Here is a 25,085-nt window from a genome sequence, read left to right as displayed (position 1 = left end):
GGCCGGTTTCGCCCGTGCTAGGCAAAAAGCGTCAAAATGCGTGTCGTATCGAGGAAAAATGCCCGCAATCTGCCAATCATCGCTGCGTGACGCGCCCTGGATGCAGCCAAAAACGCGCCGGCTTCCGGGCATCCAGCCTTTGGATTGGTCTGATTGGATACAGTTGGACGAGGCATATGCGCCGCAAATGGCGGAACGCGCGCGGCTTCTTGAGGCGCGTCGCAACGAGGTGCTGCAGATGACACCCGCCGCCGAGATGGCTGCCAAAGAACTTCTGGGCGTGATCTGCGCGATGCTGGCGGGGCGGGATGACTTTGATGTGGACGGTGCGCGGGTCGCGCGGCCCGATGGGGTGACGGTTGAAATTGACCCAAATGACCCGCTTATGTCCATTAACCGCCTGATCAGCGAAGATGTCTGCATCCTGCAAAAGCGAGGCGGGGAACATGTTTTGACGGCAGGATTGCTGTGTTTCCCCGCAAGCTGGTTGTTGCATGAGAAGATGAACCAGCCTTTGACGGCGATTCATCAGCCGGTCTCCACCTACACCACGGATGTGGCGGCGCGGGTGCAACGCCTATTTGACGCGGTGCGGGCCGACAAACCCCTGTGGCGGGCCAATGCGTTGCATTACCACGATCCCGACCTGTTCCAGCCGCTGCCCGACACCGTCAAACGCGTCGTACCCGAAGGGCAGGGCTATATCCGGTCGGAGCGGCAGTCCATTCTGCGATTGCCAAAGTCGGACGCGATTGTGTTTTCGATCCATACGCGGTTGGTGGCATTCGGCGATCTCACACCAGCCCAACGCGCAGGGCTGCGGGAGAACCCCTTAGAACATGCCTTGGACGTCTCTGCGCTGCCTGCCAATGTCGGGGCAGACCTATGAGCAAAGTCAAAGATCAGTACGAGGCATACCCGTACCCCGAACGCGACCCGAAAGATGAGAAGAAAAGGCTGATTACGGGGTCACCCTCCCATCCTCTGGAGGTGGACCACTTTTTGTTTGGCGGGCAGCGTGACTGGTCGGCGGGCACCCGCATTCTTGTCGCGGGTGGTGGGACCGGGGACGCTCTCATTCAACTTTCACAGACGCTGACAAGCGCAGGAAAAGAATACGAAATCACGTATATCGATTTGTCTTCTGCCTCCCGCAAGATCGCGGAGGCCCGGGCCAAGGCCCGGGGCCTGAAAGGCATCACGTTCACCACCGGCAGCCTGCTGGACGCGGCGGAATACGGGCCATTTGACTATATTGACTGCTGCGGGGTGCTGCACCACTTGCCCGAGCCGCAGGCAGGCTTCGACGCGCTCGCCGCGGCGCTGTCGCCGGAAGGCGGGCTTGGCTGCATGGTTTATGCGCCCTATGGGCGGTCGGGCGTGTACCCGCTGCAGGAGGCATTCAGGAGCCTTCTCAATGGCTTGCCGCCGAAAGCTCAACTTCGCGAAGCGAAGCGCATCTTCGCGGAGCTGCCCGCCGGGCATCCGTTCAAATCAAACCCCCATCTAGTGGATCACAAGGCCAGCGATGCGGGGTTCTACGACCTGTTGCTGCATTCGCAGGACCGGCCTTACACGATCGACCAGCTATCACAAACGCTGGGCGCGGCGGGGCTGCGCATGGTGGGAACCCCGCAGGCGGCGCTTTATGATCTGAGCCGGTTTACCGATATAAAGAAGGACATGGACCCAGTGGCGCAGATGGCCCTGGCCGAAAAGCTGGACGGTACGATCAAGACGCATGTGGTCTATGCCCGCCCTAGCGCCGCACCGGTCGTGGCGGCAGGAAAGTCGGGCCGGGACGTGCCGCATCTCAAAGGTATGGCTGCGGGCGCACTTGCCCAGAAGGTGGCCCGCGACGGGGCGATCACAGTGACGCTGAATGGGGTCAAACATCACGTACCGATTGCCAAATCGGCGGCAAAGGCCATTTCGGGCGTAGACGGGCGGCGGGATTTGGCTGCTATCCAGGCGGGCTGTGCGCTTGATCCATTGGCTTGGAACGCCATCTGGCAACCGCTGCACTGTGATCTGACGCGGTTCGGATTGCTGGTCTATTCGCGGCTTCTGGCGTGACGGCTGACATTTTCCCGGTTCGCGGCGATGAAACTGGCCATATGTGTCTCAAACAGCTAGCTTTCACGTGGACAGGCATAGAGGACAGACACCCATGACACCCAAGAAACCGAGCAGCGGCGCGAAAGCCGCGCCGAAACGGTCAACCACCAAGGCCGCTATCAAGAAGCCGACCGCGGCGGCGAAGGCCACCAAAGCGGCGGTCGAGGAGAAAGCGGTCTCCACTGGCGAACTCAGCAAAAAGGAGCTGGTGGAGCGGATGGTGCTGGAAAGCGGCATGAAAAAGGGTGACGCGCGGCGCGCGTTAGAGGCCGTGCTGGGCGTGGTCCGCTCTGCCATCATCGAAGGCAAGGACATTTCAGCCGCGCCATTGGGCAAAATCAAAATCGCCCGCAAGAAGCAGACCCCAAATGGTGAATTGGCTGTGTTGCGGGTGAAGTTGAAGGATCTCACCAAGGCCGCAACTCCCGCCACATCCGACGGCGCGGTTGCACCCGACGAAAGCTGACGGTAAGCACGCAGCAGGGGTGATTAGCTCAGTGGTAGAGCGCTTCGTTCACATCGAAGATGTCAGGAGTTCAAATCTCTTATCACCCACCAGTTTTTGACGGCGCATCCTGACAAAGGGGAGCGCCGTTATCGTTTGAGGGGCGTGGCGGGCCGTGCGTGATTTTCCAGAATTGTTGATCCTGCGCCATGGCGAGACCGAATGGAATCGCGAAGGCCGGATGCAAGGCGCGCTAGACAGCGCGTTGACAGACCGGGGCAGGGAACACGCCGCGCAGCAGGCGCGCATTCTATCGCAGTTTGACCTGACTGAATTGGACCAGTTTTCCAGCCCGCAAGGCCGCGCCTGGGCCACGGCGCAGATCGCCTTGCCAGACGGGGCCGCGCAGGCACGCAAGGAGCCCAAGCTGGTCGAGATTGGCGTGGGCGCGTGGTCGGGAAAGCTGCGCGCTGATTTGCATCTTGATTTGCCGGCTGGCGTCACGCTGGAGGAGGGCCCCGACGGCCCGATCGGGCTGTATCAGCACGCGCCGGGCGGCGAAGGCTTCGTTGCATTGCGTGCGCGGGTGACGTCTTTTCTGGCTGATCTAAGCGGACCTTCGGTCATCGTGACCCATGGGATCACCAGCCGTATGCTGCGCGCCGTGATATTGAATGTGCCCGATGAGGCGCTGGGTGATTTGCCCGGTGGGCAAGGCGTTGTGTATCATCTGAAAGATGGTGTGCAAAAACGGCTCGAATAGGGGCTTGCAGGCACCGTATCAGTTGCGCTAAACGCTGCCCTAACGGGTCGTTAGCTCAGTTGGTAGAGCGCTTCGTTTACACCGAAGATGTCGGGAGTTCGAGCCTCTCACGACCCACCATACCCTTCCGCTACATATGATAATACTGGCCGATGCGCGACCTGCCAGGCCGATTGAAAAAATTCGTCATAAAGAGCCGTGAACGTGCTTGACGGGGCAGGGCTTGGGCCATAATACAACCCAACATTCACTGCGGTGAATGTGCAATGGGCGGTTGTAGCTCAGTTGGTTAGAGTACCGGCCTGTCACGCCGGGGGTCGCGGGTTCGAGCCCCGTCAACCGCGCCACCATTGCCTGAAAAAGCCCCGAACTTTGGTTCGGGGCTTTTTTCGTTGCTGACCTGATTGAGCGGCTGCGCCGCGCTCTATGTTTTGTGCTCTTGGGAGGTTTTACCTCCCGCCGCACGGGCAACCCACCAGAGTATTTTTGACCAAATGGAGATTAGGCCCGCCTGCGGGACGCAAAGCGTGGCAACATTGCCGAGAAGTCTTTGCCTAAGCCATCTTCGTTTTCGACAAAGGTCTCATAGAGCTGCGTAGCAGCCTCGCCCATCGGCGTGTCGGCATCTGCCGCCTCGGCGGCCATCTGGCTGAGGCGCAGGTCCTTGAGCATCAGCTCTGCCGCGAACCCGGGTTGGTAGTTATTGTCGGCAGGACTTTGCGGGCCGACGCCGGGGGCGGGGCAATAGGCGTTCATCGTCCAGCTGTAACCGGACGAGGTAGAAACCACGTCAAACATCTTTTGCCGGTCAAGCCCCAGCTTGTCGGCTAGGGCAAAGGCCTCGCAAGTGCCGATCATCGTGACACCAAGGATCATGTTGTTGCATATCTTGGCGGCCTGCCCGTTGCCAGAAGGGCCGCAATGCACGGCCTTTTGCCCCATGATGTCGAAGAGCGGGCTGACCTTGGAGAAGGCGGCGGCGCTGCCGCCGGCCATGAACGTCAAGGTGCCAGCAGCCGCCCCGCCAATGCCGCCGGAAACGGGCGCGTCGGCCGCCAGACAGCCTGCGGCCTCCGCTATCTCAGCGACGTCTCGCGCGGCGGCGACATCGACCGTAGAGCAATCGAGCAGCACGGCACCTGGGCCCATCACCGGGATCACCTCCTGGGCCACGCTGCGCAGGATCGCGCCATTTGGCAGCATGGTAATAACAACATCTGCGCCCTGCGCGGCCTGCGCGGCGCTTGTTGCCGCCGCGACCCCGTCGGGCGGCGTATTTGCCAGGTCGAACCCCGCCACGTCGTGGCCCGCCTTCGCCAAATTGAGCGCCATGGGTGCGCCCATGTTTCCAAGACCAATAAATCCGATTTTCATGACATGTTTTCCCAATTCAGCGCTGCGTCTTTCAGCGGTTTCAGCATGTTGGCGACGTCCACCGGCGGTACTTGGTCCGGCGCGGCATGCGCCCAATTGGGCTGTCGGTCGCGGTCGATGATAGCGGCGCGGATGCCTTCTATGAAGTCGCCTTGTTCCATGGCCCGGTAGGTGTAGCGGAATTCCATATCCAGCGCCTGGCGGATAGAGGTCGCGCTGCGCAGGCGGCGCACAATCTGCAGGGTGCAGGCCATGGCAAGCGGCGCGTTGCGGGTGATGGCCTTCAGGGCCTGCTTGGCAAAGGGGTCTGACGCCGCGCGCAAATTGCGCTGGATGTCGCCGAGATCTTCGCCCTTGAAATGCGTGTCTATGTCGGGTTGCAACGTCGCCAATGTGCCGTCCGGCGGGGGGGAGGCAGCAGCTTCCACCAGGGTGGCGTCGCCGGTTGCGCAAATTTTCGACACCAGGGTAGGCCATTGATCTTGTGGTACAAAATGGTCGGCAAAGCCTGCGTAGATCGCGTCCGCCGCGCCCATGCGGGCGGAGGTGACGCCCAGATATTCGCCCAACCGCCCCGGCGCCAGGGTCAGCATCAGCGAGCCGCCCACATCCGGCACCAATCCGATCCCACATTCCGGCATAGCGATTTGGCTGCTTTCGCCCACCACCCGATGAGAGCCGTGGCAGCCGACGCCGACACCGCCACCCATAGTGAAGCCCTGCAGGAAGCTGACCACCGGTTTGGGGTACTCGAACAGCTTGGCGTTCAGGCGGTACTCGTCGCGCCAGAACTTGCGTCCGTAGTCATAATCGCCCCGGGTCCCGCTGGCATACATCTCCGAAATGTCACCGCCAGAGCAGAAGGCGCGTTCGCCCTCGGCGTCGATCACCACAAGATCAATGTCGGCCTCGCGCCAGGCGTCCAGCGCCGCCTCAATCGCCAGCACCATGTCGTAGGTCAGCGCGTTGAGCGCGTCGGGGCGTTGCAAGGTGATGCGCCCCGCGCGCCCGTCAATGCGGATGGAGGTTTCGGTCATCTCTGGCTCAGCATATCGCGCGAGACAATAAGGCGCATGATTTCGTTGGTGCCTTCCAGAATTTCATGGACCCGCAGGTCGCGCACCAACTTTTCGATGCCGTAATCGGCGAGATAGCCGTAGCCGCCATGCAGCTGCAGGCAGCCATTCACGATCCGGGACCCGGCCTCGGTGCAAAACTTCTTGGCCATGGCGCAGTGGCGCATGGCGTCGGGGGCCTGGTTGTCCAGTTTCCACGCCGCTTGACGCAGCATCACGCGGGCGGCCTGCAGCTCTATCTCCATGTCGGCAAGCCGGAATTGCAGCGCTTGGAACTGGTCAATGGTGCGGCCAAAGGCCTTGCGTTCGCCCATATAGTCCAAGGTCTTGTTCATCGCCGACTGCGCAGCCCCGATGGAGCAGGCGGCAATGTTCAACCGACCGCCATTCAGGCCCTTCATCGCATATGTGAAACCATTGCCTTCCTCTCCCAGCAGGTTTCCGGCGGGAATGTTGCAATTGTCCAACTGCACTTGGCGGGTGGGTTGCGACCGCCACCCCATTTTGTCCTCGAGACCGCCAAAGGACAGGCCGTCAGCGCCGTCCTCGACCAAGATGGCAGAGACGCCCTTTGGGCCGTCTTCGCCGGTGCGGCACATGACGATATAGGCGTCCGAATAGCCGCCGCCCGAGATGAACGCCTTGGTGCCGGTCAGCACAAAGCCGTCGTTGGTGCGTTCGGCGCGGGTTTTCAACGCGGCCGCGTCCGATCCCGAACCCGGCTCGGTCAGGCAATAGGCCATGACCGTGTCCATGCTGAGTACGCCGGGCAGCACCTGGGCCTTCAGCGCGTCCGAGCCGAAATTGTCCAACATCGCGGCGCACATGTTGTGGATCGACAGGAACGCGGCGACCGAGGGGCAGGACATCGACAGCGCTTCAAACACCAGCACCGCGTCCAGCCGTGACAAGCCGGAGCCGCCGCTGTCTTCGCTTACATAAAGGCCGCCAAACCCCAGCTCAGCCAGTTTGGGCCACAGGTCCTTGGGGATGGTGCCGTCTTTCTCCCATTGCTGGGCGTGGGGCGCGACGTGATCTTCACCAAAGGCGCGGGCCATGTCGAATATGGCCGTTTGTTCTTCTGATAGGGCGAAATCCATTTTATACCTCCCGGCAGGAATTGAACGCTTGTTTAATTCTGCGATGATTTGGGCGATAATGCAATAAAAAAAGGCAGGCCAGAGGCCCGCCAATGTCATTATTTATTGATGTTAGCGCTATATCAGCCGGACTTGAGTGCCCACTGGCGTGATAGCGAACAATTCGGCGATCTGTTCGTTGTATAGCCCGATGCAGCCCGAGGATGAGCGGCGCCCGATTTTGCGCGTGTCATGCGTGCCGTGGATCAAATAGGCCGGCCAATCAAGGTACATTGCGTGGGTGCCCAGCGGGTTGCCCGGCTCACCTGAATCCATAAATTCAGGCAGCGATGGGTCGCGGCGGCGCATGTCTGCGGTGGGTGTCCAGGTCGGACCCACGCGCTTGCGCACGATCTTGGTGTAGCCCCGGCGGGTCAGCTCGTCCGATTTGGGGACGGAGGTCGCGAAGACGCGGTAATCCGTGCCGGCCGCATTCCAGAAATGCAGTGCACGCGACTTGGTGTCGGCAATGATGGTGGCCACGCCAAGGGACGGAAAGTGATCGCGCCAATCTGGCACCACGAAGCTGGACGCATTGCGGGAGGTCACAACGCCCGATGGCACCAGCTCGATATTGCTGGCCTGCTGCGCGCGTGCAATCGCGGGGGTAAACAATGCGGCAGCCCCGGTCAAAAGCAGGGCGCGGCGTGTGGTCTTGCTCATCTCAAAGTCTCCGTTTTGCGAAGTTTTGATGTCCTTACAGCGTATCATGGAACAAATTAAGGGGCCAAATTGTCCATTTGGCCCCTTTCACGTCATTGTGTGACTTTGAATGGAAGGTGCTATTCCATGACCGGGATCGAGAACTCGCCGCCTTCTTTCAGGCCCGATGGCCAGCGGGAGGTGACGGTTTTCGTCCGCGTGTAGAACTTGAACGCGTCGGGCCCGTGTTGGTTCAGATCCCCAAAGACCGATTTCTTCCAGCCGCCAAACGTGTGGTAGGCCAAAGGCACAGGGATTGGGACGTTGACGCCGACCATGCCGACATTGACCCGGTTGGCAAAGTCACGCGCGGTGTCGCCGTCGCGGGTGAAGATCGCGGTACCGTTGCCATATTCATGGTCCATCGCCAGCTTCAGGCCGTCTTCGTAGGTCGGGACACGCACGGTCGACAGCACGGGGCCGAAGATCTCGTGCTTGTAGATGTCCATGTCTGGGGTGACGTTGTCGAACAAATGCGCGCCGACGAAGAACCCGTCCTCATAGCCCTGAAGCGAGAAGTCGCGGCCGTCCACGGCCAGCGTTGCGCCCTGGTCGATACCCGTCTGGACCAAACGTTCGATATTGGCCTTGGCCGCAGCGGTCACGACAGGACCGTAATCCACATCATCGCCAGCGGTGTAAGGCCCGACCTTCAGCGATTCCACCTTGGGGACCAGCTTTTCCAGCAGCCGGTCGGCAGTATCATCACCCACGGCCACGGCGACAGAGATCGCCATGCAACGCTCGCCTGCCGCGCCGTAACCTGCGCCGACCAGCGCGTCGGCGGCTTGGTTCATATCCGCGTCCGGCATGATGATCATGTGGTTCTTGGCGCCGCCAAAACATTGCACCCGTTTTCCGTGTTTGCAGCCCTCGGCATAGATGTAGGCGGCAATCGGGGTGGAGCCCACGAAGCCGATGGATTGGATCACCTCGTTCTCGATGATGGCGTCCACGGCCTCCTTGTCGCCGTTGACGACTTGCAGGATACCCTTCGGCGCGCCGGCCTCTTCCATCAGCTCGGCCAGCATCAGCGGCACAGATGGGTCACGCTCCGATGGTTTCAGAATGAAGGCGTTGCCGCAGACAATGGCGGGGGCGAACATCCACATCGGGATCATGGCAGGGAAGTTGAACGGGGTAATGCCAGCGGTCACCCCCAGCGCCTGACGCATGGAATACATGTCGATGCCGGGGCCTGCTGAGTCCGTGAAGTCGCCTTTCAGCATCTGAGGCGCACCGATGCAGTATTCGACCACCTCAAGCCCCCGGATCACGTCGCCCTTGGCGTCGGGCAGGGTCTTGCCGTGCTCGCGGCTCAGCGCCTCGGCCAGCTTGTCCATGTCGCGGTTCAGCAGGTCCACGAACTTCATCATCACCCGTGCGCGGCGCTGTGGGTTGACGGCGGCCCAGGCCGGTTGCGCGGCGGAGGCAGCGGCAACCGCCTGATCCAGCTCAGCCACGCTGGCCAGCGGCACCTTGGCCTGCACTTCGCCCGTGGCGGGGTTGTAGACGTCGGCGAAACGCCCGGACGTGCCTTTGACATGGGCGCCGTTGATGTAATGCGTCAGCTCTTGCATGGAATCCTCCTAAACTTCGTTGCGCGCATTCTATTCTTGCAATTTCGCCAGATAAAGCGCCAGTTTGCCAAAATCATTTTGCAAAAATGCAAGGATAGGTATGTCTGATCCAAAATGGGATGACCTGCGCGTCTTTCTGGCGGTCGCCCGGGAGGAAACTCTCTCGGCGGCGGGCAAGACCCTGAAGCTGGACCCCGCAACCGTCGGGCGGCGCGTCGCGCGGCTGGAAACCGACCTCGACGCGGCGCTGTTTCTCAAATCGCCACAGGGCTACGTGCTGACCCCTGCGGGACAGCGGCTGCTGGACAAGGCAACCACGGTTGAAACGGCCATGTTAGACCTCAGCGGTGACGTCACAGACCGGGCAGGGGCGCTGACGGGGCAAATCAGGCTCGGAGCCCCTGATGGTGCGGCCAACTACCTGTTGCCGCAAGTCTGTTCCAAAATCTGCGCCGACAATCCGGGGCTCGAGGTGCAGCTGGTAGCGCTGCCGCGCGTCTTCAACCTGTCCAAGCGGGAGGCAGACATGGCTGTCACCGTCTCCCCGCCAGCGACGGGGCGGCTGACGGTGCAAAAGCTCAGCGACTACAAGCTGCACCTCGCGGCCAGCACGTCCTATTTGCGATCCATGCCGCCGCTGCAGAGCCTGCAGGACCTCAAGGCGCATAAGATCATCGGCTACATCTCCGATCTGATCTTTGACAAAGAGCTCGATTACCTGTCGGAGATAGGCTCCCCCAAGGTGGATTTCGCGTCCAATTCCGTCTCGGTGCAGATCAACTGGGCGCGGGGCGGGGCGGGTGTGGTCATCGCCCATGACTTCGCGCTGCCCAACGCGCCGGAGCTGCAAAAGGTGCTGGCCGACCAAATGTCGCTGACCCGCAGCTTCTATCTGGTGCGCCACGCCGATGACCGCAAAATCGCGCGGCTGACCCGGTTTGCGGAGGAACTTGCGACGCATCTTCCGCGTGAAATCGCGCGTCTGGAGGCGCGTACTTGACGCAGGACCGCCGACCCGAGCAGAATTGTGCTATAGCTAGATGACATATTCACAATCGAAGGGGCCTGCCATGCGCGTCAGCCAAATCCTCCAAGCCAAACCTGAGGGCGGGGTCGTCACGATCGCCCCCGACGCCACGGTGTCTGACGCCGCCAATCTGTTATCGACCAAACGCATCGGGTCGGTTGTGGTGACGCCGGATGGCAAACACGCCATGGGCATCCTGTCGGAACGCGACATCGTGCGCGAAATCGGCAAGCGCGGCCCGGGCTGCTTGGACGATGCGGTCAGTGCCATGATGACCCGGGACCCGGTGACATGTTCGGTTGATGACACCGCTGACGAAGTGCTGTCGCGCATGACCGAGGGCCGCTTCCGCCACATGCCGGTGGTCAAGGACGGCGACATGATCGGGCTGATCACCATCGGTGACGTGGTCAAATCGCGGCTGAACGAGCTGGCAATGGAAAAGGATGCCCTTGAGGGCATGATCATGGGGCATTGATATGGGATTGACCGGAAAATGTTTGTGCGGGGCGATCAGCTACACGGTGACGGGCGAGCCCACCCATCTGTCGGCCTGCCATTGTTCGATGTGTCGCCGCTGGTCCGGCGGGGTTTTCCTTGGCATGGGCGCGGCGCCCGACGCTGTCACGTTCAAGGGCGAAGAAAATCTGACGATTTTTACCTCCTCAGATTGGGCGGAACGTGGGTTTTGTAAGACCTGCGGGGCCAATATGTTCTACCGCGTGACGGCACCAGGGCAGCATCAAGGGGTGTATCACTTGGGCTCAGGCACGTTGGACGACCACGGCGATTTGCAGCTGACGGAGCAATTGTTCATCGACATCAAGCCCAAGGGCTACGGGTTTGCGGACAAAACGAACGACATGACCCAAGCTCAGGTGGAGGCGATGTTCAGCGACGTCAGTTGAACTCACGCCCCGTCAACCGCTTGAATTCCCGCGCGGAATGCTGTTGCGTAGGTCAACGAACTGAGAGGCCCGCCCATGCGCACAGGATTGTACCCCGGCACGTTTGACCCCGTCACCCTGGGGCATACCGACATCATTCGGCGGGCCTGCTCGCTGGTAGACCGTTTGGTCATTGGTGTTGCAATCAATCGGGACAAGGGGCCGCTGTTCGAGCTTGAAGAACGCGTCGCCATGATCGAGGCGGAATGCGTCGCCCTGTCTGAACAGACCGGCTGCGAGATCGTGGCGCACCCCTTTGACAACCTTCTGATCCACTGCGCCCGCGATGTTGGCGCCAGCGTCATCATCCGTGGTCTGCGCGCCGTCGCGGATTTTGAGTATGAATACCAGATGGTCGGCATGAACCGCGCCATGGACGATTCCATCGAGACGGTGTTTTTGATGGCCGAGGCCCAACATCAGGCGATTGCCTCCAAGCTGGTCAAGGAAATCGCGCGCCTTGGCGGCGACATTTCGGGCTTTGTCTCGCCTGCGGTCGCGACCCAGTTAAAAGAACGGCTTGGCTAACTTTGCCTTGGGCTTTTCCTTCCTGCGTTCCCGCATTAAGTGTTGCGGCAACGATTATTGAAGGAGCAGCCACATGGCCGACGAAAAAGACCTCGAAAACACCATCCTCATCGAACTCAAAGACGGCACCGTCGAAATTGCGCTGCTGCCGGACGTGGCTCCAAAGCATGTGGAGCGGATGAAAACGCTGGCCCGTGCGGGCGCTTATGACAATGTGGCCTTCCACCGTGTCATCGAAGGCTTCATGGCGCAAACCGGCGACGTGGCAAACGGCAATATGGAGAAAGATTTCAACATCCGCATGGCGGGCACTGGCGGGTCCGAGCATCCAGATGTTCCGGCGGAGTTCTCCAAGCTGCCACATGATCGAGGCACTATCGGCGCGGCACGCTCTGCCAACCCTGACTCGGCCAATTCGCAATTCTTCATCAACTTCTCTGACAACGCCTTCCTGAACGGCCAATACACCGTCTATGGCCGCGTCACCTCGGGCATGGAGCATGTCGACAAGATCGCGCGCGGCGAGCCACCGATGAACCCTGATCGCATGATCTCCATGAAAGTGGCTGCGGATGTATAAGGCAGCACTAGCACTGGCTCTGATGTCCGGGGCGGCGTTTGCCTCCGGTCTGGAGATCGACGTCGCGGGCAAAGGCACGATCAAGATTGATCTGCTGGAAGACGTGGCCCCAAAACATGTCACCCAAATCACCGCAATCGCGGGCGAGGGCGGCTATGACGGCGTGGTCTTCCACCGCGTCATCGACGGCTTCATGGCGCAGACCGGCGATGTGGAGTTCGGCAAAGCGGGCGGCGATCTGCGGCGCGCAGGGACCGGCGGGTCACAATATGACGATTTGCCGTCCGAGTTCTCTGACCTCAACTATGACCGCGGCGTTGTCGGCATGGCGCGCAGCCAATCGCCCAATTCTGCCAACTCTCAGTTCTTCATCATGTTTGAGGAAGGCAGCTTCCTGAACGGGCAATACACCATCGTGGGCCGCGTCACCGAGGGCATGGAGGTGGTTGACGCCATCACCCGCGGCGACGGCGCAAACGGTGCGTTCGTAAACGCTCAGCAGGACGTGATGGAAGCTGTGCGGGTGACCGAGTAGTCGTCACATCAACCTCCCGTGAGGGGGGCTGAACAAGAACCGATTTTCGGGCCATGATGCGCTGACCAACAGGGGAGGCATATCATGGCCCGTTTTCTTTGCATCCTGGCATGCGCGCTGATGCTGCCAGCCATGGCGTATAGCAAGTCGCTGAAATCCGGATGGCCGGACACCGATTTTTCCAAAACCACCGTGGATCTGAATTCGATCCGCTCCGGCGGTCCGGGCAAGGACGGCATCCCGGCAATTGATGATCCGCAATTCATCAAGGTCGCTGACGAGACCCGCCTCGCAGACCGGGAACCCGTCATCGCATTGGAAATTGGCGGCCCGCCGCGCGCCTATCCGATCCGATATTTCATGGTCCATGAGATCGTCAACGATGTGGTGAACGGCACGCCCGTCGCGGTTACGTTCTGCCCACTGTGCAACTCGGCCATGGTGTTTGACGCGCGGGTGGGCGGCAAGCCGCACACATTCGGCGTCTCCGGCAATCTGCGCAATTCGGATATGGTGATGTATGATCGGCAGACGGAATCGTGGTGGCAGCAGGCCGTAGGCGAGGGGATCGTGGGACAGCACGCGGGGGCCGAGCTGAAACAACTGCCCAGCTGGATGGAAAGCTGGGCCGACTTCAAAGCCCGCAACCCCGACGGCATCGTGCTGAACGCGCCGCGCCGAAATTTCAACTACGGCTACAACCCTTATGTGAACTATGACAGCTCCGCCCGGCCGTTCCTCTATTCCGGCGAGCTGCCGCCAAATGGCATTGATCCGATGGAACGCGTGGTCCGCGTCGGCGACAGCGCGTGGCCAATGACCCGCATCGCCGCCCAGAGATCCATCACCGAGGCGGGCGTGACACTGACCCATGAGGGCCAGCAGGCCTCGGCGCTGGACACTGGCAACATCGCCAAGGGGAAGCCCGTGTCAACCATCCGGGTGCGCGACGCGCAAGGGCGCGACGTGCCCCATGATGTGATGTTCGCCTTCGCCTTTCAGGCCTTCTTTCCGGATGGGAACTGGCGGACAAACTGACGCCGAACTGCCGCCAGGCCGGGCACGGACACCCATGTGCCGCCCAGCGCGCGCGCCTGCGCGCCCGTGCCCAGCTTGAACCGCGCCAGCCCCGGCGCGGCGTCGATGTCCAGCGTGCCAAGGTCCAGCCGCACCACGCCGCGCGACGCAAAATGCGCCGCCGCCCGCCACAACATGACGCGATGCGCCTCCATCTGGCGGCCCAGCGGCGTGGTGAAGGAAATGTGGTAGGTGGCAACCTCGCCATGGCGCAAAAACACCATGCCCGCGACTACCGCGCCTTTGGCGCGTGCTTCGATCAACAAACTGTCCTTGGGGTGCAACGTGGCCCAGGCCCTTGTCAACCAAAGCGGCAACGCGCGGTAGCGTTTGTCCCGGGCCTGCCGCTGTTCAGCCATAAGCAGCCAATGGTTGCTGGCATCAGGCATATGGGTCAGCGCCAGCTTCAGCCCATCCGCGCGGTCCAAGGCGTGCCGCCAGGTTTTGCGCAGGCCGGACCGCAGATCAGGCCCCGAAATGTCCCATTCCGCGACTTTCACCGCCGGGCGCAGCCGGGCAAACCCGTGATCCTGCATCTCGGTGCCCATCGGATGGTCAGGGGTGAACAGCCGCAGCGTGCGGGCAGGGGGCTGCGCCTCCAACATCTCCGCCGAGCCGCGAGAGACCAAGCCCACATTCGCCAATCCGAACCGCCGCAGGAGCATCACGCCGGCATCTGTTTGCACGACTTCGCGCCCTCCGGCGCGCAGGCAGTCGGCAAAATGGGGGTGTTGTTGCAAGGGCCGCAGCATCGCTGCAGCCTCCTCCATCCATGGTTAAGGCGGGGTTAAACCAGCTTGACCAAAGCGTGGCGCTTCTTGCCTGCGCTCAACTTGATTGGTGCGGCCAATTCAGCCGGCGTCATGAACAGCCCCGCATCCGTCAGGTCCGCGTCATTCAGCTTGGCGCCGCCTTCCGCGATCAACCGTTTGGCGTCCTTGCCGGATTTCGCCAATCCAGAGCGCACAATCAACTGCACGACTGAAATGCCGTCGCCCAGATCGCTGGCCGACAATTCCAAAGTCGGCAGCTCGTCGCCCGTGCCGCCCTTTTCGAACACTTCGCGCGCCGTGGCTTCGGCGGCCGCTGCGGCTTCAGCCCCGTGCAAAAGGGTCGTCACCTCATTGGCCAACACGATTTTGGCGTCGTTGATCTCTTGCCCTTCCAATGCGCCCAATCGGTCGCACTCCGCAACCGGCAGTTCGGTATACAGCTTCAAGAAACGCCCCACATCCGCGTCCGTGGTGTTCCGCCAGAACTGCCAGAATTGGTAGGCCGAGACCAAATCCGCGTTCAGCCACACCGCGCCGTCCTGAGACTTGCCCATCTTTTTGCCGTCAGATGTGGTCAGCAACGGCGAAGTCAGCCCGAACACCTGATCGTCCAGAATGCGCCGGGTCAGGTCGATCCCGTTGACGATGTTGCCCCACTGGTCCGAGCCGCCCATTTGCATCAGGCATCCGTAGCGGCGGTGCAGCTCCATGAAGTCATACGCCTGCAGGATCATGTAGTTGAACTCCAAAAAGCTCAACGATTGTTCTCGGTCCAGCCGAGACTTCACGCTCTCAAAAGACAGCATCCGGTTGACCGAGAAATGCCGCCCCACGTCGCGCAGAAACTCAAGATAGTTCAGCCCGTCCAGCCATTCGGCGTTGTTGACCATGATCGCATCAGCCGCGGCCTCGCCAAAGGACACGTAATGCGAAAACACCTGTTTGATGCCCTCGATATTGCCGTTGATTTGGTCCTCGGTCAGCAAAGGCCGCTCATCCGCGCGGAAAGACGGGTCACCCACTTTGGTGGTGCCGCCACCCATCAAAACGATCGGTTTGTGGCCGGTCTTCTGCAACCAGCGCAGCATCATGATCTGGATCAGTGATCCCACATGCAAAGACGTCGCCGTCGCGTCAAACCCGATATAGGCTGGGACCACGCCTTTGACCAAAGCCTCGTCCAGCCCCTGATAATCGGTGCAATCGGCCAGAAAGCCGCGTTCGATCATCACGCGCAGGAAGTCTGATTTGGGGTGGTATGCCATGGGTTTTCCGTCCAGTATTTTTGCCACGGTATACGCATTGGCACGCGCAAGGGGAAGCAGTGAAAATCGCAATAAAGGCTGGCAAACCGATATGGGCGTTGGGGGCCATGTCCGGCACATCGCTCGATGGCGTTGATGCCGCGATGATCTTGACGGATGGGGAAGTGATTTCCGAGTTCGGTGGCACCGCCTTCCGCCCTTACAGCCCCAAGGAGCAGGCCCAGCTGCGAGCCGCCTTGGGCCAATGGTCGGATGGCGCACAAGTTCCCGCAGCGCAAGAGGTGGTGGAAACCGCCCATGCGGCAGTGCTCTCGCGCTTCACAGGTGCAGGCACTTCAGCCCGGAATGGCGAAGGCGAAACCGCACCGAAACCACGCCTTATCGGATTTCACGGCCAGACGCTTGCCCATGATCCTTACGGGCTGCAAGGCGCGCCACGAACGCACCAAACGGGCGACGGTGCGCTGATGGCTGAGCTGTTACAAACCCCGGTCGTGTGGGACTTTCGCAGCGCGGATGTCGAACTGGGCGGGCAGGGCGCGCCTTTGGCCCCGTTCTTTCACTTCGCTTGTGCCAAGTATATCGAGGCCACGGCCCCGGTCGCGTTCCTCAACCTTGGTGGCGTGGGCAACCTGACATATGTCGACCCCACCAAGACGCAGCCCGATGACGACGGCGCGCTTCTGGCGTTTGACACCGGCCCCGCCAATGCGCCAGTGAATGATCTCATGATGGCGCGGAGAAACCTTCCCTTTGATGAAAACGGCGACTGTGCGGCACGCGGGCATCCTAGCGCTGACATCGTGCAGAACTTCCTGACGCATCCCTATTTCCATAAAATGCCGCCTAAATCGCTGGATCGCGACGACTTCGAGGACCTGTCGGCAATGGTCGCATCGCTGTCTGACGAAGACGCCGCCACCACGCTTATCGCCTGCGCTGCCGCTGCCGTTGCGCGCGGGTTGGAACATGCGCCTAAGCCGCCAAAGACCATCTTTGTCACCGGCGGCGGGCGTAAAAACCTCATATTTATGAAATACCTACGAAACGAGATTAATGCTGATGTCGTAGACATCGACATCACCGGCCTGAACGGTGACATGCTAGAAGCGCAGGCCTTCGCCTTCCTCGCCGTCCGCGTCGCGCGCGGCTTGCCCACCAGCTGCCCCTCCACCACCGGCGTTGCCGCCAGTGTCGGCGGCGGGACGATCAGCAAGCCCTCAGAATAACCCCTTGAACACGTCTTTCGACGTGACCCCGCGCGGTATGTCGAAGCCTTCCGGCGCCAGTTCGAACCCCTCAAACTGAAACCCCGGCGACACGGTGCAGCCCACCAGCGCCCAGCCATCAGGCGCGGATGCCGCCTGCCACCGCCCGTCCGGCACCACGATCTGTGGCCGCTGGCCAGCCGCAAAATTCGGTCCCAACACATGGTCCGTAGCGGGTCCCTGATCCGTCTCTGACACTGACAGCACCAACGGGGTGCCCGCGTAGAAATGCCATATCTCGCTCGCGTCCACCCGGTGCCAATGCGAGCGCTCGCCCTGCTTCAGCAAGAAGTAGATGCAGGTCCCCGCAGGCCGCCCGTCGCCGTCCGCCGCCCAGGTCTGGCGGTACCAGCCGCCTTCGGGGTGGGGCTGCAGGGCGAGGCGGGCAATCAGGTCATCGGGTGTCATGCCAGCACCTTACCAAGCCAGCCGATGCCCGCAACGCCCCATCGCCTTGCCCCCCTCACACCTCGCGACTATACCGTGCCCCAACGGCAACCTCCCAGTAAGGACATCTCCTCCCATGAGCACCATCATCGATATTCACGCCCGCGAAATTCTCGACAGCCGGGGCAACCCGACGGTGGAGGTCGATGTGATCCTTGAAGATGGCACCATGGGCCGCGCCGCCGTGCCCTCGGGCGCGTCCACCGGCGCCTATGAGGCCAATGAGAAGCGCGACGGCGACAAAGCGCGCTACGCGGGCAAGGGCGTGCTGGAGGCGGTCGCCGCGGTCAACGGCGAGATTGCCGAGAACCTGCTGGGCGAGGACGCCACTGATCAAGTCTCCATCGATGAGATGATGATTGAACTCGATGGCACCGACAACAAGGCCCGCCTCGGTGCGAACGCCATTCTTGGTGTTTCGTTGGCAACCGCCAAAGCCGCTGCCGATTTCACCACCATGCCGCTCTACCGCTACGTTGGCGGCACCTCCGCCCGCGTTCTGCCCGTGCCGATGATGAACATCATCAATGGCGGCGAACACGCCGACAACCCGATCGACATTCAGGAATTCATGATCATGCCGGTCAGCGCCGGCAACATTCGCGACGCGATCCGCATGGGGGCAGAGGTCTTCCACGTGCTGAAAAAAGAGCTCTCCGCAGGTGGCTACTCCACCGGCATCGGCGACGAGGGCGGCTTTGCGCCCAACATCTCCTCCTCCCGCGAGGCGCTCGATTTCATTCTGAAGGCCGTCGAAAAAGCGGGCTACAAGCCGGGCGAAGACATCTATCTGGCCCTCGATTGCGCCGCGACCGAATATTACAGGGACGGAAAATACGAGATGAAGGGCGAGGGCAAAACGCTGTCTTCCGACGACAACGTCAAATACCTCGCAGCGCTTGCCGCCGACTACCCGATCATCTCCATCGAGGACGGCATGGGGGAGGATGACTGGGACGGCTGGGCCGCTTTGACGGCGGAACTTGGCGACAAGATCCAGCTGGTGGGCGACGACCTGTTCGTGACCAACCCCGCGCGTCTGGCCGACGGCATCGCTCGCAAATCGGCCAACTCCATGCTGGTGAAGGTCAACCAGATCGGCACGCTGACAGAGACCCTGCGCGCCGTCGACATGGCGCACCGCGCGGGCTTCACCAACGTGATGTCGCACCGCTCAGGCGAGACGGAGGACGCCACCATCGCAGACCTCGCCGTCGCCACCAATTGCGGCCAGATCAAAACCGGCTCCCTGTCGCGCTCCGACCGGCTGGCCAAATACAACCAGCTGATCCGCATCGACGAGGCGCTGGGCGAAAGCGCTGTCTACGCGGGCACGTCGATCCTGAAGGCTTAGGTTGATCAAAAGTTGATAGAACTTTTGGTTCGTTGGCTTCCTAATCACCTGTTCGACGTTTATCGCAGATGGTTCGGCACCTATGAAATTCTGGACCCGCGCCCAATGGCGCGGCAAAACCCTTACACTTTTCACCTTCCGGAAAACGAAGAGGTTGAGGCCATTGAACCCGGTGGTCTCGTCAAACTTATATTTACGTCCGTTCCAGAGGCGCGCGACACGGCTGGCGAAAGAATGTGGCTGATCGTGACCGGTCGTGACGGTGCTTTCTTTGAAGGTGTGCTGGACAATATTCCATCAGACATTCCGCAATTGCGGTATCAGCAGGAAATCAAATTTGAGGCGCACCACATCATTGATGTGATCTGGAACGACGATGCGAATCGCGCGAAATTTGCCGGTGACGATCAAAAGTGGTTCATGCGATGTCTAGTGGATGACTGCGTCGTTTATGAAGATGTACCAATAGGCTTGATCTACCGCGAAGAAGCCGAAAAACTTGGAGGTGAGCACGTCGATAGTGGATGGCGAATTCTCGGGGATCAGACCGGGCTTGATGAGTCTGAGATAGACGCACGCACCCGATCATGGATTGCGATAGGTGTCGTACTCAACCGGGACGATGGGTTTGTGGACCTACTTCATCATCCGGCCGGAAGCGCTTTCGAACGAGATGCAATTACAGGCCAGTATGTGCCCGAACGCATCCATTGATGCTGTGACAAGCTAGTCAGTTAGCATCCGTAACAGGCTTGGAGGTTCATAATTTTGAAAACCGCTCTCTACATCCTCGGCTTCATTGCCCTTGGCCTCGCCGCGCTCTTTGGTGTCGCGCTCTGGGTCCTGAGCGGCGCGCCCTCGTTCAATATCGCCCCGCGCAAGACCCCGCCGCCAGACGGCTTTGTCGCCGCCAACTTCCCGGTGATAGCCGACCTCGCTGGCACCGATGCCATCAGCGTCCTGAACCTCGGCGCGACCTATGGCCGACATTTCGAAAATTACTACCTGCCGGACCAACAAGTCGCCTATTTCATCCATCACAGCGATGAGGCGGGTGGCACCAATGTCTTCATCAACGCGTCCGGGGACAGAATTGGCACCATCAAGGACAGCGGCAATCGGCCCTTCCCGATTGGCAATGTTTTCGCGGGCTTGGACGGGTATCAGACCGTTACTTCCGATGGCGTCAAACCGTTCACGCCTTATGAGGTGCTGGAAAAGGATCTGACGTTTGAGGACCTCAAGGACCTGCACGCCGAAAGCACGTATTATCGAAGCTTTAGCCACAGTGACGCGGGCCCCGACCGCCCCGAATATGATGCCAAGCTGACCACACATGTCTTTCTACATGAAGGCGTGTGGAAGAAGGCCGTGACATCCGTCAGGGACTACATCGACTGGAAAGTTGCGTCGTTTGACGATCTAGACGTGCAATACGAGCATTCCGATCGGGGACGCTCGCCGTCATGGCTCAAGACGTTTTATGGCGGCAAATACCAGCTGCGCCTTACCCATTTTGACCAGCAGGATTACATTCGCAAAAGAGGCGCGCCGATGGGCAGCACCACCGGGACCGGCACGCCGGAGCATTGGCGCGGGACAGGGTACTATACGCTCAACGTCGGTGACGACGCGCTGCGCTTCTCTATCCCCAATGACATGCTGATCCTGTCGGGCGGGGGTCGCATCCTGATGACGCTTGAGGGCAACGAGGCGCTTGATTTCGTGTTTTTGAATTTTCACGGGTTCGGTGACGCGAAGGAGAGCTTCATCATCTCCACGCCGCAGTGACCGCTTCAAAGGTTAACGGCGCAAGTGGCTATGCGCTTTCTTCACAAGCGGCCCTAGCTGTCCTTGACCCCGTATAATTCCAGCCGGTGGCCCTTCAATTTGTAGCCCAACCGTTTGGCGATCCGCTCTTGCAGTTCCTCGATCTCGGGGTCAACAAATTCAATGATTTCACCGCTTTGCATGTCGATCAGGTGGTCGTGATGGTCCCGCTCCGCATCCTCATAGCGCGCGCGCCCGTCGCCGAATTCAAGGCGTTCCAGCAGGCCCGCCTCTTCAAAAAGCTTAACGGTGCGATAGACCGTCGCAATCGAGATGCTGGCGTCCCGCGCCACGGCGCGTTTGTGCAATTCTTCGACGTCCGGATGGTCCTGGGCATCTTCCAAAATACCTGCAATAACAACGCGCTGCCCCGTCATCCTCAAGCCCTTCTTGGCTGAGCGTTCTATCAATGTGTCCGCCATGGGGCCTCCGTGCTTTTGGTGCCATTTAAGCCAAGTTTTCCGTGCTAAACCACCCGAAAACGCACATAGCCATTGACTTACCACCCCCCAACCGCCACATCCCCCACAAGACGACGCCAAACGTGCCGCGTGAGACCTGCTAAGGGTTCAAGCATAGCGTCGCAAAACGTTCCCATTTTTCACGCGAAAGGGTCCGGCGGAACACGAGGTTCCGCACCCTGTAAACGCGACCCGTCCCTTGTTCGAAAGGGCGGTCTCCCATGTCTTGAAAGGACATGTCTTGAATAAATTCGAAGCCTTGGGCGTAGCGCCCAAACTTGGCCAAAAACTTACTGAAAACAATATTGTAGACCCAACACCGATCCAGGAAGAAGCGATCCCGATCATCCTGACCGGCCGCGATGTGATGGGCCTTGCCCAGACCGGCACCGGCAAGACCTTGGCCTTCGGTCTGCCGATCATTCACAACCTGATCAAAATTGGGACCAAGCCGGACCCGAAAACCGTCCGCGCGTTGATCCTTGCCCCCACGCGGGAGCTTGCAAAACAGATCCAGGACAACCTGAAAATGTTCCAGGGCGGCGGCCATTTGAAGATCAACATGGTTGTCGGCGGCCTGTCCATGAACACCCAGCGCAAGGCGCTGGAGCGCGGCACCGATATTCTTGTTGCGACGCCGGGTCGATTGATCGACCTGCTTGAACAAAAGGCGCTAACCCTCTCGGAATCCACATATTTGGTGCTGGATGAGGCGGATCAGATGCTCGACATGGGCTTCATCCACGCGCTGCGCCAGATCGCCAAACTGATCCCCGAGGAACGCCAAACCCTGCTGTTTTCGGCAACGATGCCGAAGCTGATGGAAGAACTGGCCGCCACCTATCTCGACCACCCCCGCAAGGTACAGGTGGCCCGTCCGGGTAAGACCGCAGACAAGATCACCCAATCGGTGCACTACGTCGCCAAAGCCGCCAAGAACGATCTATTGGTTGAGCTTCTGGATAAGCATCGGGACGAATTGGCGTTGGTGTTTTCGCGCACAAAACATGGCGCCGAGAAGCTGAAAAAGATGTTGGAAAAGAAAGGCTTCGCTGCCGGTTCGATCCACGGCAATAAGTCGCAAAACCAGCGCGACCGGTCACTGGCAGCGTTCAAATCCGGTGACATTCGCATTCTGGTGGCCACCGACGTCGCCGCGCGCGGTATCGACATCCCTGACGTGGCTTTTGTCTATAATTTCGACCTGCCCAATGTGCCGGAAAACTATGTGCACCGCATCGGCCGCACGGCCCGCGCCGGCAAAGAGGGGGAGGCAATCGCCTTCTGCGCGCCCGACGAGATGTCCGAGATGAAGGACATCGAAAAGGTGCTGAAAATGCAAATCCCAGTCGCGGGAGGCCGCCGTTGGGCCCCGTCCGAGGAAGAGGCCAAGCCCAAACGCGGCGGCGGCGGAAACCGTGGTGGCGGAGGCCGCGGTCGGGGCGCGCCAAAGGGCGGAAAACAGCGCAGCCAAGGCGCGCCGCAGGGCGAAAAACCGTCAGGCCCACCCAAACGTCGTCGCAATCGCAGACGTCGCGGGCAGGGGCCAAAGCAGGCAGCGTAATCCAAAAGGACGTCCCAAACGGGACGCCCTTCATAATTCTACCGATAGCAAACTCAGCTATAGAGCCGCGGGACGCCAAAACTGTCGTGGATCTCGTTCACCGTGCCTTCACTGATGCCCAGCGCGCCTGCCAACTCGTGCAGGTATTGGGCTTCGGCTGGGTGATCCGGCTCAATGGCCATAACGGACATTGAATAGACCTGTGTTTCCATACCCTGAGGCGTATCCTCTGCCAGGGTGCGGGCGCTGACTGGATCCTGCATTGCCGCGCGTACAAAATCCATGTCGGCAGGGGTCGCATCCTCGCCGATTGTTGCCATCAGCGTTTCACGTTCATTGCTGTCAATCTCACCATCGCAGCGCGCCGCCATAATCATGGCACGGATCATCAGACCGGCGCTTTCTTCCTCGGCGGGCTCTTCTTTAGGAACGTCCCGGCCAAGCAGGTCTTCGAGGCTTTCGCCTTGCGCCTCCGACCCGCCGCGTGCGGCCGCCATGCCACCAAGCAGCCCGCCGATACCTCCAAGTCCACCTGCGCCGCCGAGCATGCCACCCAATCCGCCGCCAGCAGACCCGGTGCTTCCGCCCGAGATACCACCTACGCCCTTGCTGGCGCTGCTCTTGAGGCCTTCCATCATTTTACCGACACCGCCTGACTTCTGGACTGCGTTGATACCCTTGGCGATTGCAAATCCGATCGCGACTTTGCCGACCATCTTCATCAATGACATGCGTGTTCTCCCAATGTGAGTGTTGATGTTGTTGCTATGAAGGTGGGGCACGACAGCCACGTTTGCAATGCGATCTCCCGGTCAAAACCATTTTCGGGCGCGAAACAGCAGATTGGGCCTCCACGAGGCGTCCCCGATCCGCTCCGTCAGCCTCCGCAGGTCAATGTTACCAGCGCCGCGGGGGACCGCGCCGCTTGGCCAGCCACAGCGGTCATACTAGATCCGGCTCGCGGCCCAACCGGCGCGCGAGGGGACCCACTGTCAGCCCCTGCACAATGATCGAGAAGATCACGACCACATAGGTCGCGGTCAGGATCGTTGCTTTCCATTCGCTCTCTGGCAATGACAACGCCAAGGCGACCGAGATGCCGCCTTTCAAACCACCCCAGGTCATGATCGGAATCACCCCGTTGGAGAATTCGCGGAAGGGTCGCAGCACCAGCACAGGTATGGCCACAGCAGCAAATCGGGCGATCAAGGCCAGCACAATGGACAGAAGGCCCGCCACGACTGCATCCGCCTCGAAGGCCACAGCGAAGACCTCAAACCCGATCATCAAGAACAGCACCGCGTTCAAAATTTCGTCGATCAACTTCCAAAACGCATCCACATAGTCCTGCGTTTCGTCCGACATGGCGTGTTGCGTGCCAATGTCGCCAATCAGCAGCCCTGCGCACACTGCCATGATGGGGGCAGAGACATGCAGGTACACAGCCAAGGAATACCCCCCGAATGCGAGGGCGAGCGTGATCAGAACCTCCAATGAGTAGTCGTTGACCCGCCGCATGACGCGGAAAGTCAGATAGCCCAACCCAAGGCCCAGCGCCGCGCCGCCCACGGCCTCCTGGAAGAACAGTTGCGCGGCGGCGGCCAGCCCGCTGGCGTGGTGATCGTCTTGAGGGAAGGCGATGCCCACCAGCACCAGAAACACGACGTATCCCACCCCGTCATTAAACAGGCTTTCGCCTGCAATCTTCGTTTCCATGCTTTTCTTCAGGTTAGCGGCGCGCAGGACGCCCAGCACCGCCACGGGGTCCGTGGGCGAAATGAGCGCGCCGAAAACCAGCGCCACGAGCAAGGGCATTCCGGTGATCCAGCTGAAACCCACCCCGGCGACAACCGTGGACAGGGCCACGCCCATAGTCGCCATCAAAGCCACCAGCCGCCATTGGTCTTTCAGGTCGCTCAGCTTCACATGGAGCGCGCCAGCAAACAGCAATAGGCCCAACATGCCTTCCAGCAAGGCCTCAGAGAAATCGACGCCAGTGACTACCGCCCGCACGGTGTCGGCCATCTGCAAAGCGGGCCAGACAAAGTCTGCACCCATCACCGCCAGGGACGCAATCAGCGCCACGATCAAGATGCCGATGGAGGAGGGAAGCTTCAGGAACCAATAGTTCAGCGTCCCGAAGAACGCCGCCAACACAATCAGCAGCGACGCGATTTGCAATAGGTCCATCTATTCCCCCTCAGCCCCATTCGGGGCAATTGGTAAGACCTT

At 60.4% G+C, this 25,085-nt stretch carries 27 protein-coding genes and 3 tRNA genes; 19 read left to right on the top strand and 11 right to left on the bottom strand.

What is annotated here, in order from left to right; translation table 11 throughout:
- The first annotated feature begins 58 nt into the window (after positions 1-58).
- From Q0899_RS05035 to Q0899_RS05005, 7 genes are all read left to right on the top strand, one after another.
- Positions 59-889: a DUF3445 domain-containing protein gene (locus tag Q0899_RS05035; RefSeq protein WP_298290761.1), complete on the top strand. Its 831-nt coding sequence runs from the start codon at positions 59-61 to the stop codon at positions 887-889.
- Positions 886-2,076, top strand: coding sequence for a class I SAM-dependent methyltransferase (locus tag Q0899_RS05030; RefSeq protein ID WP_299191277.1), 1,191 nt, complete (start codon positions 886-888; stop codon positions 2,074-2,076). The genes Q0899_RS05035 and Q0899_RS05030 overlap by 4 nt, the downstream gene beginning before the upstream one ends.
- Before the next feature lie 94 nt (positions 2,077-2,170).
- Positions 2,171-2,584, top strand: a complete 414-nt coding sequence (locus tag Q0899_RS05025) for an HU family DNA-binding protein (RefSeq protein WP_299191275.1) — start codon at positions 2,171-2,173, stop codon at positions 2,582-2,584.
- Between the two features lie 17 nt (positions 2,585-2,601).
- Positions 2,602-2,676 (top strand) — tRNA-Val (locus Q0899_RS05020).
- Between the two features lie 62 nt (positions 2,677-2,738).
- Positions 2,739-3,326 (top strand): histidine phosphatase family protein, encoded by a 588-nt coding sequence (locus tag Q0899_RS05015; RefSeq protein WP_299191273.1) that lies wholly within the window; start codon positions 2,739-2,741, stop codon positions 3,324-3,326.
- A gap of 44 nt (positions 3,327-3,370) precedes the next feature.
- A tRNA-Val gene (locus tag Q0899_RS05010) sits at positions 3,371-3,446 on the top strand.
- A 150-nt stretch (positions 3,447-3,596) separates the two neighbouring features.
- Positions 3,597-3,673 (top strand) — tRNA-Asp (locus tag Q0899_RS05005).
- Between the two features lie 154 nt (positions 3,674-3,827).
- Here the strand turns inward: Q0899_RS05005 and mmsB are convergent.
- From mmsB to Q0899_RS04980, 5 genes are all read right to left on the bottom strand, one after another.
- Positions 3,828-4,700 carry a 3-hydroxyisobutyrate dehydrogenase gene (gene mmsB / locus Q0899_RS05000; RefSeq protein ID WP_299191271.1) on the bottom strand — a complete coding sequence of 291 codons (873 nt, stop codon included), beginning with the start codon at positions 4,698-4,700 and terminating at the stop codon, positions 3,828-3,830.
- Positions 4,697-5,737: an enoyl-CoA hydratase/isomerase family protein gene (locus Q0899_RS04995; RefSeq protein ID WP_299191269.1), complete on the bottom strand. Its 1,041-nt coding sequence runs from the start codon at positions 5,735-5,737 to the stop codon at positions 4,697-4,699. The genes mmsB and Q0899_RS04995 overlap by 4 nt, the downstream gene beginning before the upstream one ends.
- A complete protein-coding gene (locus tag Q0899_RS04990) occupies positions 5,734-6,876 on the bottom strand; it encodes an acyl-CoA dehydrogenase family protein (protein WP_298357348.1) in 1,143 nt (380 codons plus the stop codon). Before Q0899_RS04990 ends, Q0899_RS04995 begins: the two co-directional genes overlap by 4 nt.
- Before the next feature lie 117 nt (positions 6,877-6,993).
- Entirely contained in the window at positions 6,994-7,578 is a 585-nt protein-coding gene (locus Q0899_RS04985; protein ID WP_298290782.1) for a L,D-transpeptidase, read from the bottom strand.
- Between the two features lie 119 nt (positions 7,579-7,697).
- Positions 7,698-9,197, bottom strand: coding sequence for a CoA-acylating methylmalonate-semialdehyde dehydrogenase (locus tag Q0899_RS04980; RefSeq protein WP_299191267.1), 1,500 nt, complete (start codon positions 9,195-9,197; stop codon positions 7,698-7,700).
- A gap of 100 nt (positions 9,198-9,297) precedes the next feature.
- Between Q0899_RS04980 and Q0899_RS04975 the strand changes: the two genes are divergently transcribed.
- The 7 genes from Q0899_RS04975 to Q0899_RS04945 all read left to right on the top strand — a co-directional run bounded on the left by Q0899_RS04975 (position 9,298) and on the right by Q0899_RS04945 (position 13,852).
- The gene (locus Q0899_RS04975) at positions 9,298-10,197 is read left to right on the top strand and encodes a LysR family transcriptional regulator (RefSeq protein WP_298357354.1); all 900 of its coding nucleotides are present in this window, start codon (positions 9,298-9,300) and stop codon (positions 10,195-10,197) included.
- Between the two features lie 70 nt (positions 10,198-10,267).
- The gene (locus Q0899_RS04970) at positions 10,268-10,702 is read left to right on the top strand and encodes a CBS domain-containing protein (protein WP_298290790.1); all 435 of its coding nucleotides are present in this window, start codon (positions 10,268-10,270) and stop codon (positions 10,700-10,702) included.
- A gap of 1 nt (position 10,703) precedes the next feature.
- Entirely contained in the window at positions 10,704-11,132 is a 429-nt protein-coding gene (locus Q0899_RS04965) for a GFA family protein (protein ID WP_299191265.1), read from the top strand.
- A 75-nt stretch (positions 11,133-11,207) separates the two neighbouring features.
- Positions 11,208-11,699: a pantetheine-phosphate adenylyltransferase gene (coaD, locus tag Q0899_RS04960; protein WP_298290796.1), complete on the top strand. Its 492-nt coding sequence runs from the start codon at positions 11,208-11,210 to the stop codon at positions 11,697-11,699.
- Between the two features lie 73 nt (positions 11,700-11,772).
- Entirely contained in the window at positions 11,773-12,279 is a 507-nt protein-coding gene (locus Q0899_RS04955) for a peptidylprolyl isomerase (protein WP_298290799.1), read from the top strand.
- Positions 12,272-12,814 (top strand): peptidylprolyl isomerase, encoded by a 543-nt coding sequence (locus Q0899_RS04950; RefSeq protein ID WP_298290801.1) that lies wholly within the window; start codon positions 12,272-12,274, stop codon positions 12,812-12,814. The genes Q0899_RS04955 and Q0899_RS04950 overlap by 8 nt, the downstream gene beginning before the upstream one ends.
- A gap of 120 nt (positions 12,815-12,934) precedes the next feature.
- Complete coding sequence (locus Q0899_RS04945; RefSeq protein WP_298293269.1) at positions 12,935-13,852, top strand: DUF3179 domain-containing protein; 918 nt, start codon at positions 12,935-12,937, stop codon at positions 13,850-13,852.
- On the opposite strand, the gene Q0899_RS04940 is transcribed toward Q0899_RS04945, so the two are convergent.
- Positions 13,813-14,643, bottom strand: coding sequence for a GNAT family N-acetyltransferase (locus Q0899_RS04940; RefSeq protein ID WP_299191264.1), 831 nt, complete (start codon positions 14,641-14,643; stop codon positions 13,813-13,815). The two genes, Q0899_RS04945 and Q0899_RS04940, sit on opposite strands and share 40 nt — an antisense overlap.
- Before the next feature lie 35 nt (positions 14,644-14,678).
- Positions 14,679-15,929 (bottom strand): tyrosine--tRNA ligase, encoded by a 1,251-nt coding sequence (tyrS, locus tag Q0899_RS04935; protein WP_299191263.1) that lies wholly within the window; start codon positions 15,927-15,929, stop codon positions 14,679-14,681.
- A 107-nt stretch (positions 15,930-16,036) separates the two neighbouring features.
- On the opposite strand from tyrS, the gene Q0899_RS04930 reads away from it, so the two are divergent.
- Positions 16,037-17,158 (top strand): anhydro-N-acetylmuramic acid kinase, encoded by a 1,122-nt coding sequence (locus Q0899_RS04930; protein ID WP_299195237.1) that lies wholly within the window; start codon positions 16,037-16,039, stop codon positions 17,156-17,158.
- Here the strand turns inward: Q0899_RS04930 and Q0899_RS04925 are convergent.
- Entirely contained in the window at positions 17,150-17,605 is a 456-nt protein-coding gene (locus tag Q0899_RS04925; protein ID WP_299191262.1) for a cupin domain-containing protein, read from the bottom strand. The genes Q0899_RS04930 and Q0899_RS04925 overlap by 9 nt on opposite strands.
- Before the next feature lie 115 nt (positions 17,606-17,720).
- Here Q0899_RS04925 and eno point away from each other — a divergent pair, with 115 nt between their 5' ends.
- Genes eno through Q0899_RS04910 form a run of 3 tightly spaced genes read left to right on the top strand, consistent with a single transcriptional unit; the run spans position 17,721 to position 20,789 of the window.
- The gene (gene eno / locus Q0899_RS04920) at positions 17,721-18,998 is read left to right on the top strand and encodes a phosphopyruvate hydratase (RefSeq protein WP_298290814.1); all 1,278 of its coding nucleotides are present in this window, start codon (positions 17,721-17,723) and stop codon (positions 18,996-18,998) included.
- A 12-nt stretch (positions 18,999-19,010) separates the two neighbouring features.
- On the top strand, positions 19,011-19,712 hold the full coding sequence (locus Q0899_RS04915) for a DUF2185 domain-containing protein (protein ID WP_299191261.1): 702 nt from the start codon (positions 19,011-19,013) through the stop codon (positions 19,710-19,712).
- Positions 19,713-19,766: 54 nt separating this feature from the next.
- Positions 19,767-20,789: a hypothetical protein gene (locus tag Q0899_RS04910; protein ID WP_299191260.1), complete on the top strand. Its 1,023-nt coding sequence runs from the start codon at positions 19,767-19,769 to the stop codon at positions 20,787-20,789.
- Between the two features lie 53 nt (positions 20,790-20,842).
- Here the strand turns inward: Q0899_RS04910 and Q0899_RS04905 are convergent, their stop codons facing one another.
- Positions 20,843-21,250: a Fur family transcriptional regulator gene (locus tag Q0899_RS04905; protein WP_298357377.1), complete on the bottom strand. Its 408-nt coding sequence runs from the start codon at positions 21,248-21,250 to the stop codon at positions 20,843-20,845.
- A 280-nt stretch (positions 21,251-21,530) separates the two neighbouring features.
- On the opposite strand from Q0899_RS04905, the gene Q0899_RS04900 reads away from it, so the two are divergent.
- Positions 21,531-22,853, top strand: coding sequence for a DEAD/DEAH box helicase (locus Q0899_RS04900; protein ID WP_298290826.1), 1,323 nt, complete (start codon positions 21,531-21,533; stop codon positions 22,851-22,853).
- Positions 22,854-22,906: 53 nt separating this feature from the next.
- On the opposite strand, the gene Q0899_RS04895 is transcribed toward Q0899_RS04900, so the two are convergent.
- Together Q0899_RS04895 and Q0899_RS04890 are read right to left on the bottom strand one after the other, a co-directional pair.
- Positions 22,907-23,584, bottom strand: coding sequence for a DUF533 domain-containing protein (locus Q0899_RS04895; RefSeq protein WP_299191259.1), 678 nt, complete (start codon positions 23,582-23,584; stop codon positions 22,907-22,909).
- Between the two features lie 211 nt (positions 23,585-23,795).
- The gene (locus Q0899_RS04890; RefSeq protein ID WP_299191258.1) at positions 23,796-25,043 is read right to left on the bottom strand and encodes a sodium:proton antiporter; all 1,248 of its coding nucleotides are present in this window, start codon (positions 25,041-25,043) and stop codon (positions 23,796-23,798) included.
- Positions 25,044-25,085 lie beyond the last annotated feature (42 nt).

It is taken from the genome of uncultured Litoreibacter sp., assembly GCF_947501785.1.
Classification (GTDB): domain Bacteria; phylum Pseudomonadota; class Alphaproteobacteria; order Rhodobacterales; family Rhodobacteraceae; genus Litoreibacter.
The sequence above is the reverse complement of the archived record's forward strand: the minus strand, read 5'-3'. Positions and strand labels throughout refer to the sequence as shown.

Bases quoted from the DNA above. Each gene is read 5' to 3' on its own strand.
- eno (WP_298290814.1), top strand. From the start codon at position 17,721: ATGAGCACCATCATCGATATTCACGCCCGCGAAATTCTCGACAGCCGG.
- Q0899_RS05030 (WP_299191277.1), top strand. From the start codon at position 886: ATGAGCAAAGTCAAAGATCAGTACGAGGCATACCCGTACCCCGAACGC.
- Q0899_RS04990 (WP_298357348.1), bottom strand. From the start codon at position 6,876: ATGGATTTCGCCCTATCAGAAGAACAAACGGCCATATTCGACATGGCC.
- Q0899_RS04945 (WP_298293269.1), top strand. From the start codon at position 12,935: ATGCTGCCAGCCATGGCGTATAGCAAGTCGCTGAAATCCGGATGGCCG.
- tyrS (WP_299191263.1), bottom strand. From the start codon at position 15,929: ATGGCATACCACCCCAAATCAGACTTCCTGCGCGTGATGATCGAACGC.
- Q0899_RS04965 (WP_299191265.1), top strand. From the start codon at position 10,704: ATGGGATTGACCGGAAAATGTTTGTGCGGGGCGATCAGCTACACGGTG.
- Q0899_RS04940 (WP_299191264.1), bottom strand. From the start codon at position 14,643: ATGCTGCGGCCCTTGCAACAACACCCCCATTTTGCCGACTGCCTGCGC.
- Q0899_RS04970 (WP_298290790.1), top strand. From the start codon at position 10,268: ATGCGCGTCAGCCAAATCCTCCAAGCCAAACCTGAGGGCGGGGTCGTC.
- Q0899_RS04980 (WP_299191267.1), bottom strand. From the start codon at position 9,197: ATGCAAGAGCTGACGCATTACATCAACGGCGCCCATGTCAAAGGCACG.
- Q0899_RS04895 (WP_299191259.1), bottom strand. From the start codon at position 23,584: ATGTCATTGATGAAGATGGTCGGCAAAGTCGCGATCGGATTTGCAATC.
- Q0899_RS04985 (WP_298290782.1), bottom strand. From the start codon at position 7,578: ATGAGCAAGACCACACGCCGCGCCCTGCTTTTGACCGGGGCTGCCGCA.
- Q0899_RS04925 (WP_299191262.1), bottom strand. From the start codon at position 17,605: ATGACACCCGATGACCTGATTGCCCGCCTCGCCCTGCAGCCCCACCCC.
- Q0899_RS04955 (WP_298290799.1), top strand. From the start codon at position 11,773: ATGGCCGACGAAAAAGACCTCGAAAACACCATCCTCATCGAACTCAAA.
- mmsB (WP_299191271.1), bottom strand. From the start codon at position 4,700: ATGAAAATCGGATTTATTGGTCTTGGAAACATGGGCGCACCCATGGCG.
- Q0899_RS04995 (WP_299191269.1), bottom strand. From the start codon at position 5,737: ATGACCGAAACCTCCATCCGCATTGACGGGCGCGCGGGGCGCATCACC.
- Q0899_RS04975 (WP_298357354.1), top strand. From the start codon at position 9,298: ATGTCTGATCCAAAATGGGATGACCTGCGCGTCTTTCTGGCGGTCGCC.
- Q0899_RS04930 (WP_299195237.1), top strand. From the start codon at position 16,037: ATGTCCGGCACATCGCTCGATGGCGTTGATGCCGCGATGATCTTGACG.
- Q0899_RS04905 (WP_298357377.1), bottom strand. From the start codon at position 21,250: ATGGCGGACACATTGATAGAACGCTCAGCCAAGAAGGGCTTGAGGATG.
- Q0899_RS04890 (WP_299191258.1), bottom strand. From the start codon at position 25,043: ATGGACCTATTGCAAATCGCGTCGCTGCTGATTGTGTTGGCGGCGTTC.
- Q0899_RS05035 (WP_298290761.1), top strand. From the start codon at position 59: ATGCCCGCAATCTGCCAATCATCGCTGCGTGACGCGCCCTGGATGCAG.
- Q0899_RS04950 (WP_298290801.1), top strand. From the start codon at position 12,272: ATGTATAAGGCAGCACTAGCACTGGCTCTGATGTCCGGGGCGGCGTTT.
- coaD (WP_298290796.1), top strand. From the start codon at position 11,208: ATGCGCACAGGATTGTACCCCGGCACGTTTGACCCCGTCACCCTGGGG.
- Q0899_RS05025 (WP_299191275.1), top strand. From the start codon at position 2,171: ATGACACCCAAGAAACCGAGCAGCGGCGCGAAAGCCGCGCCGAAACGG.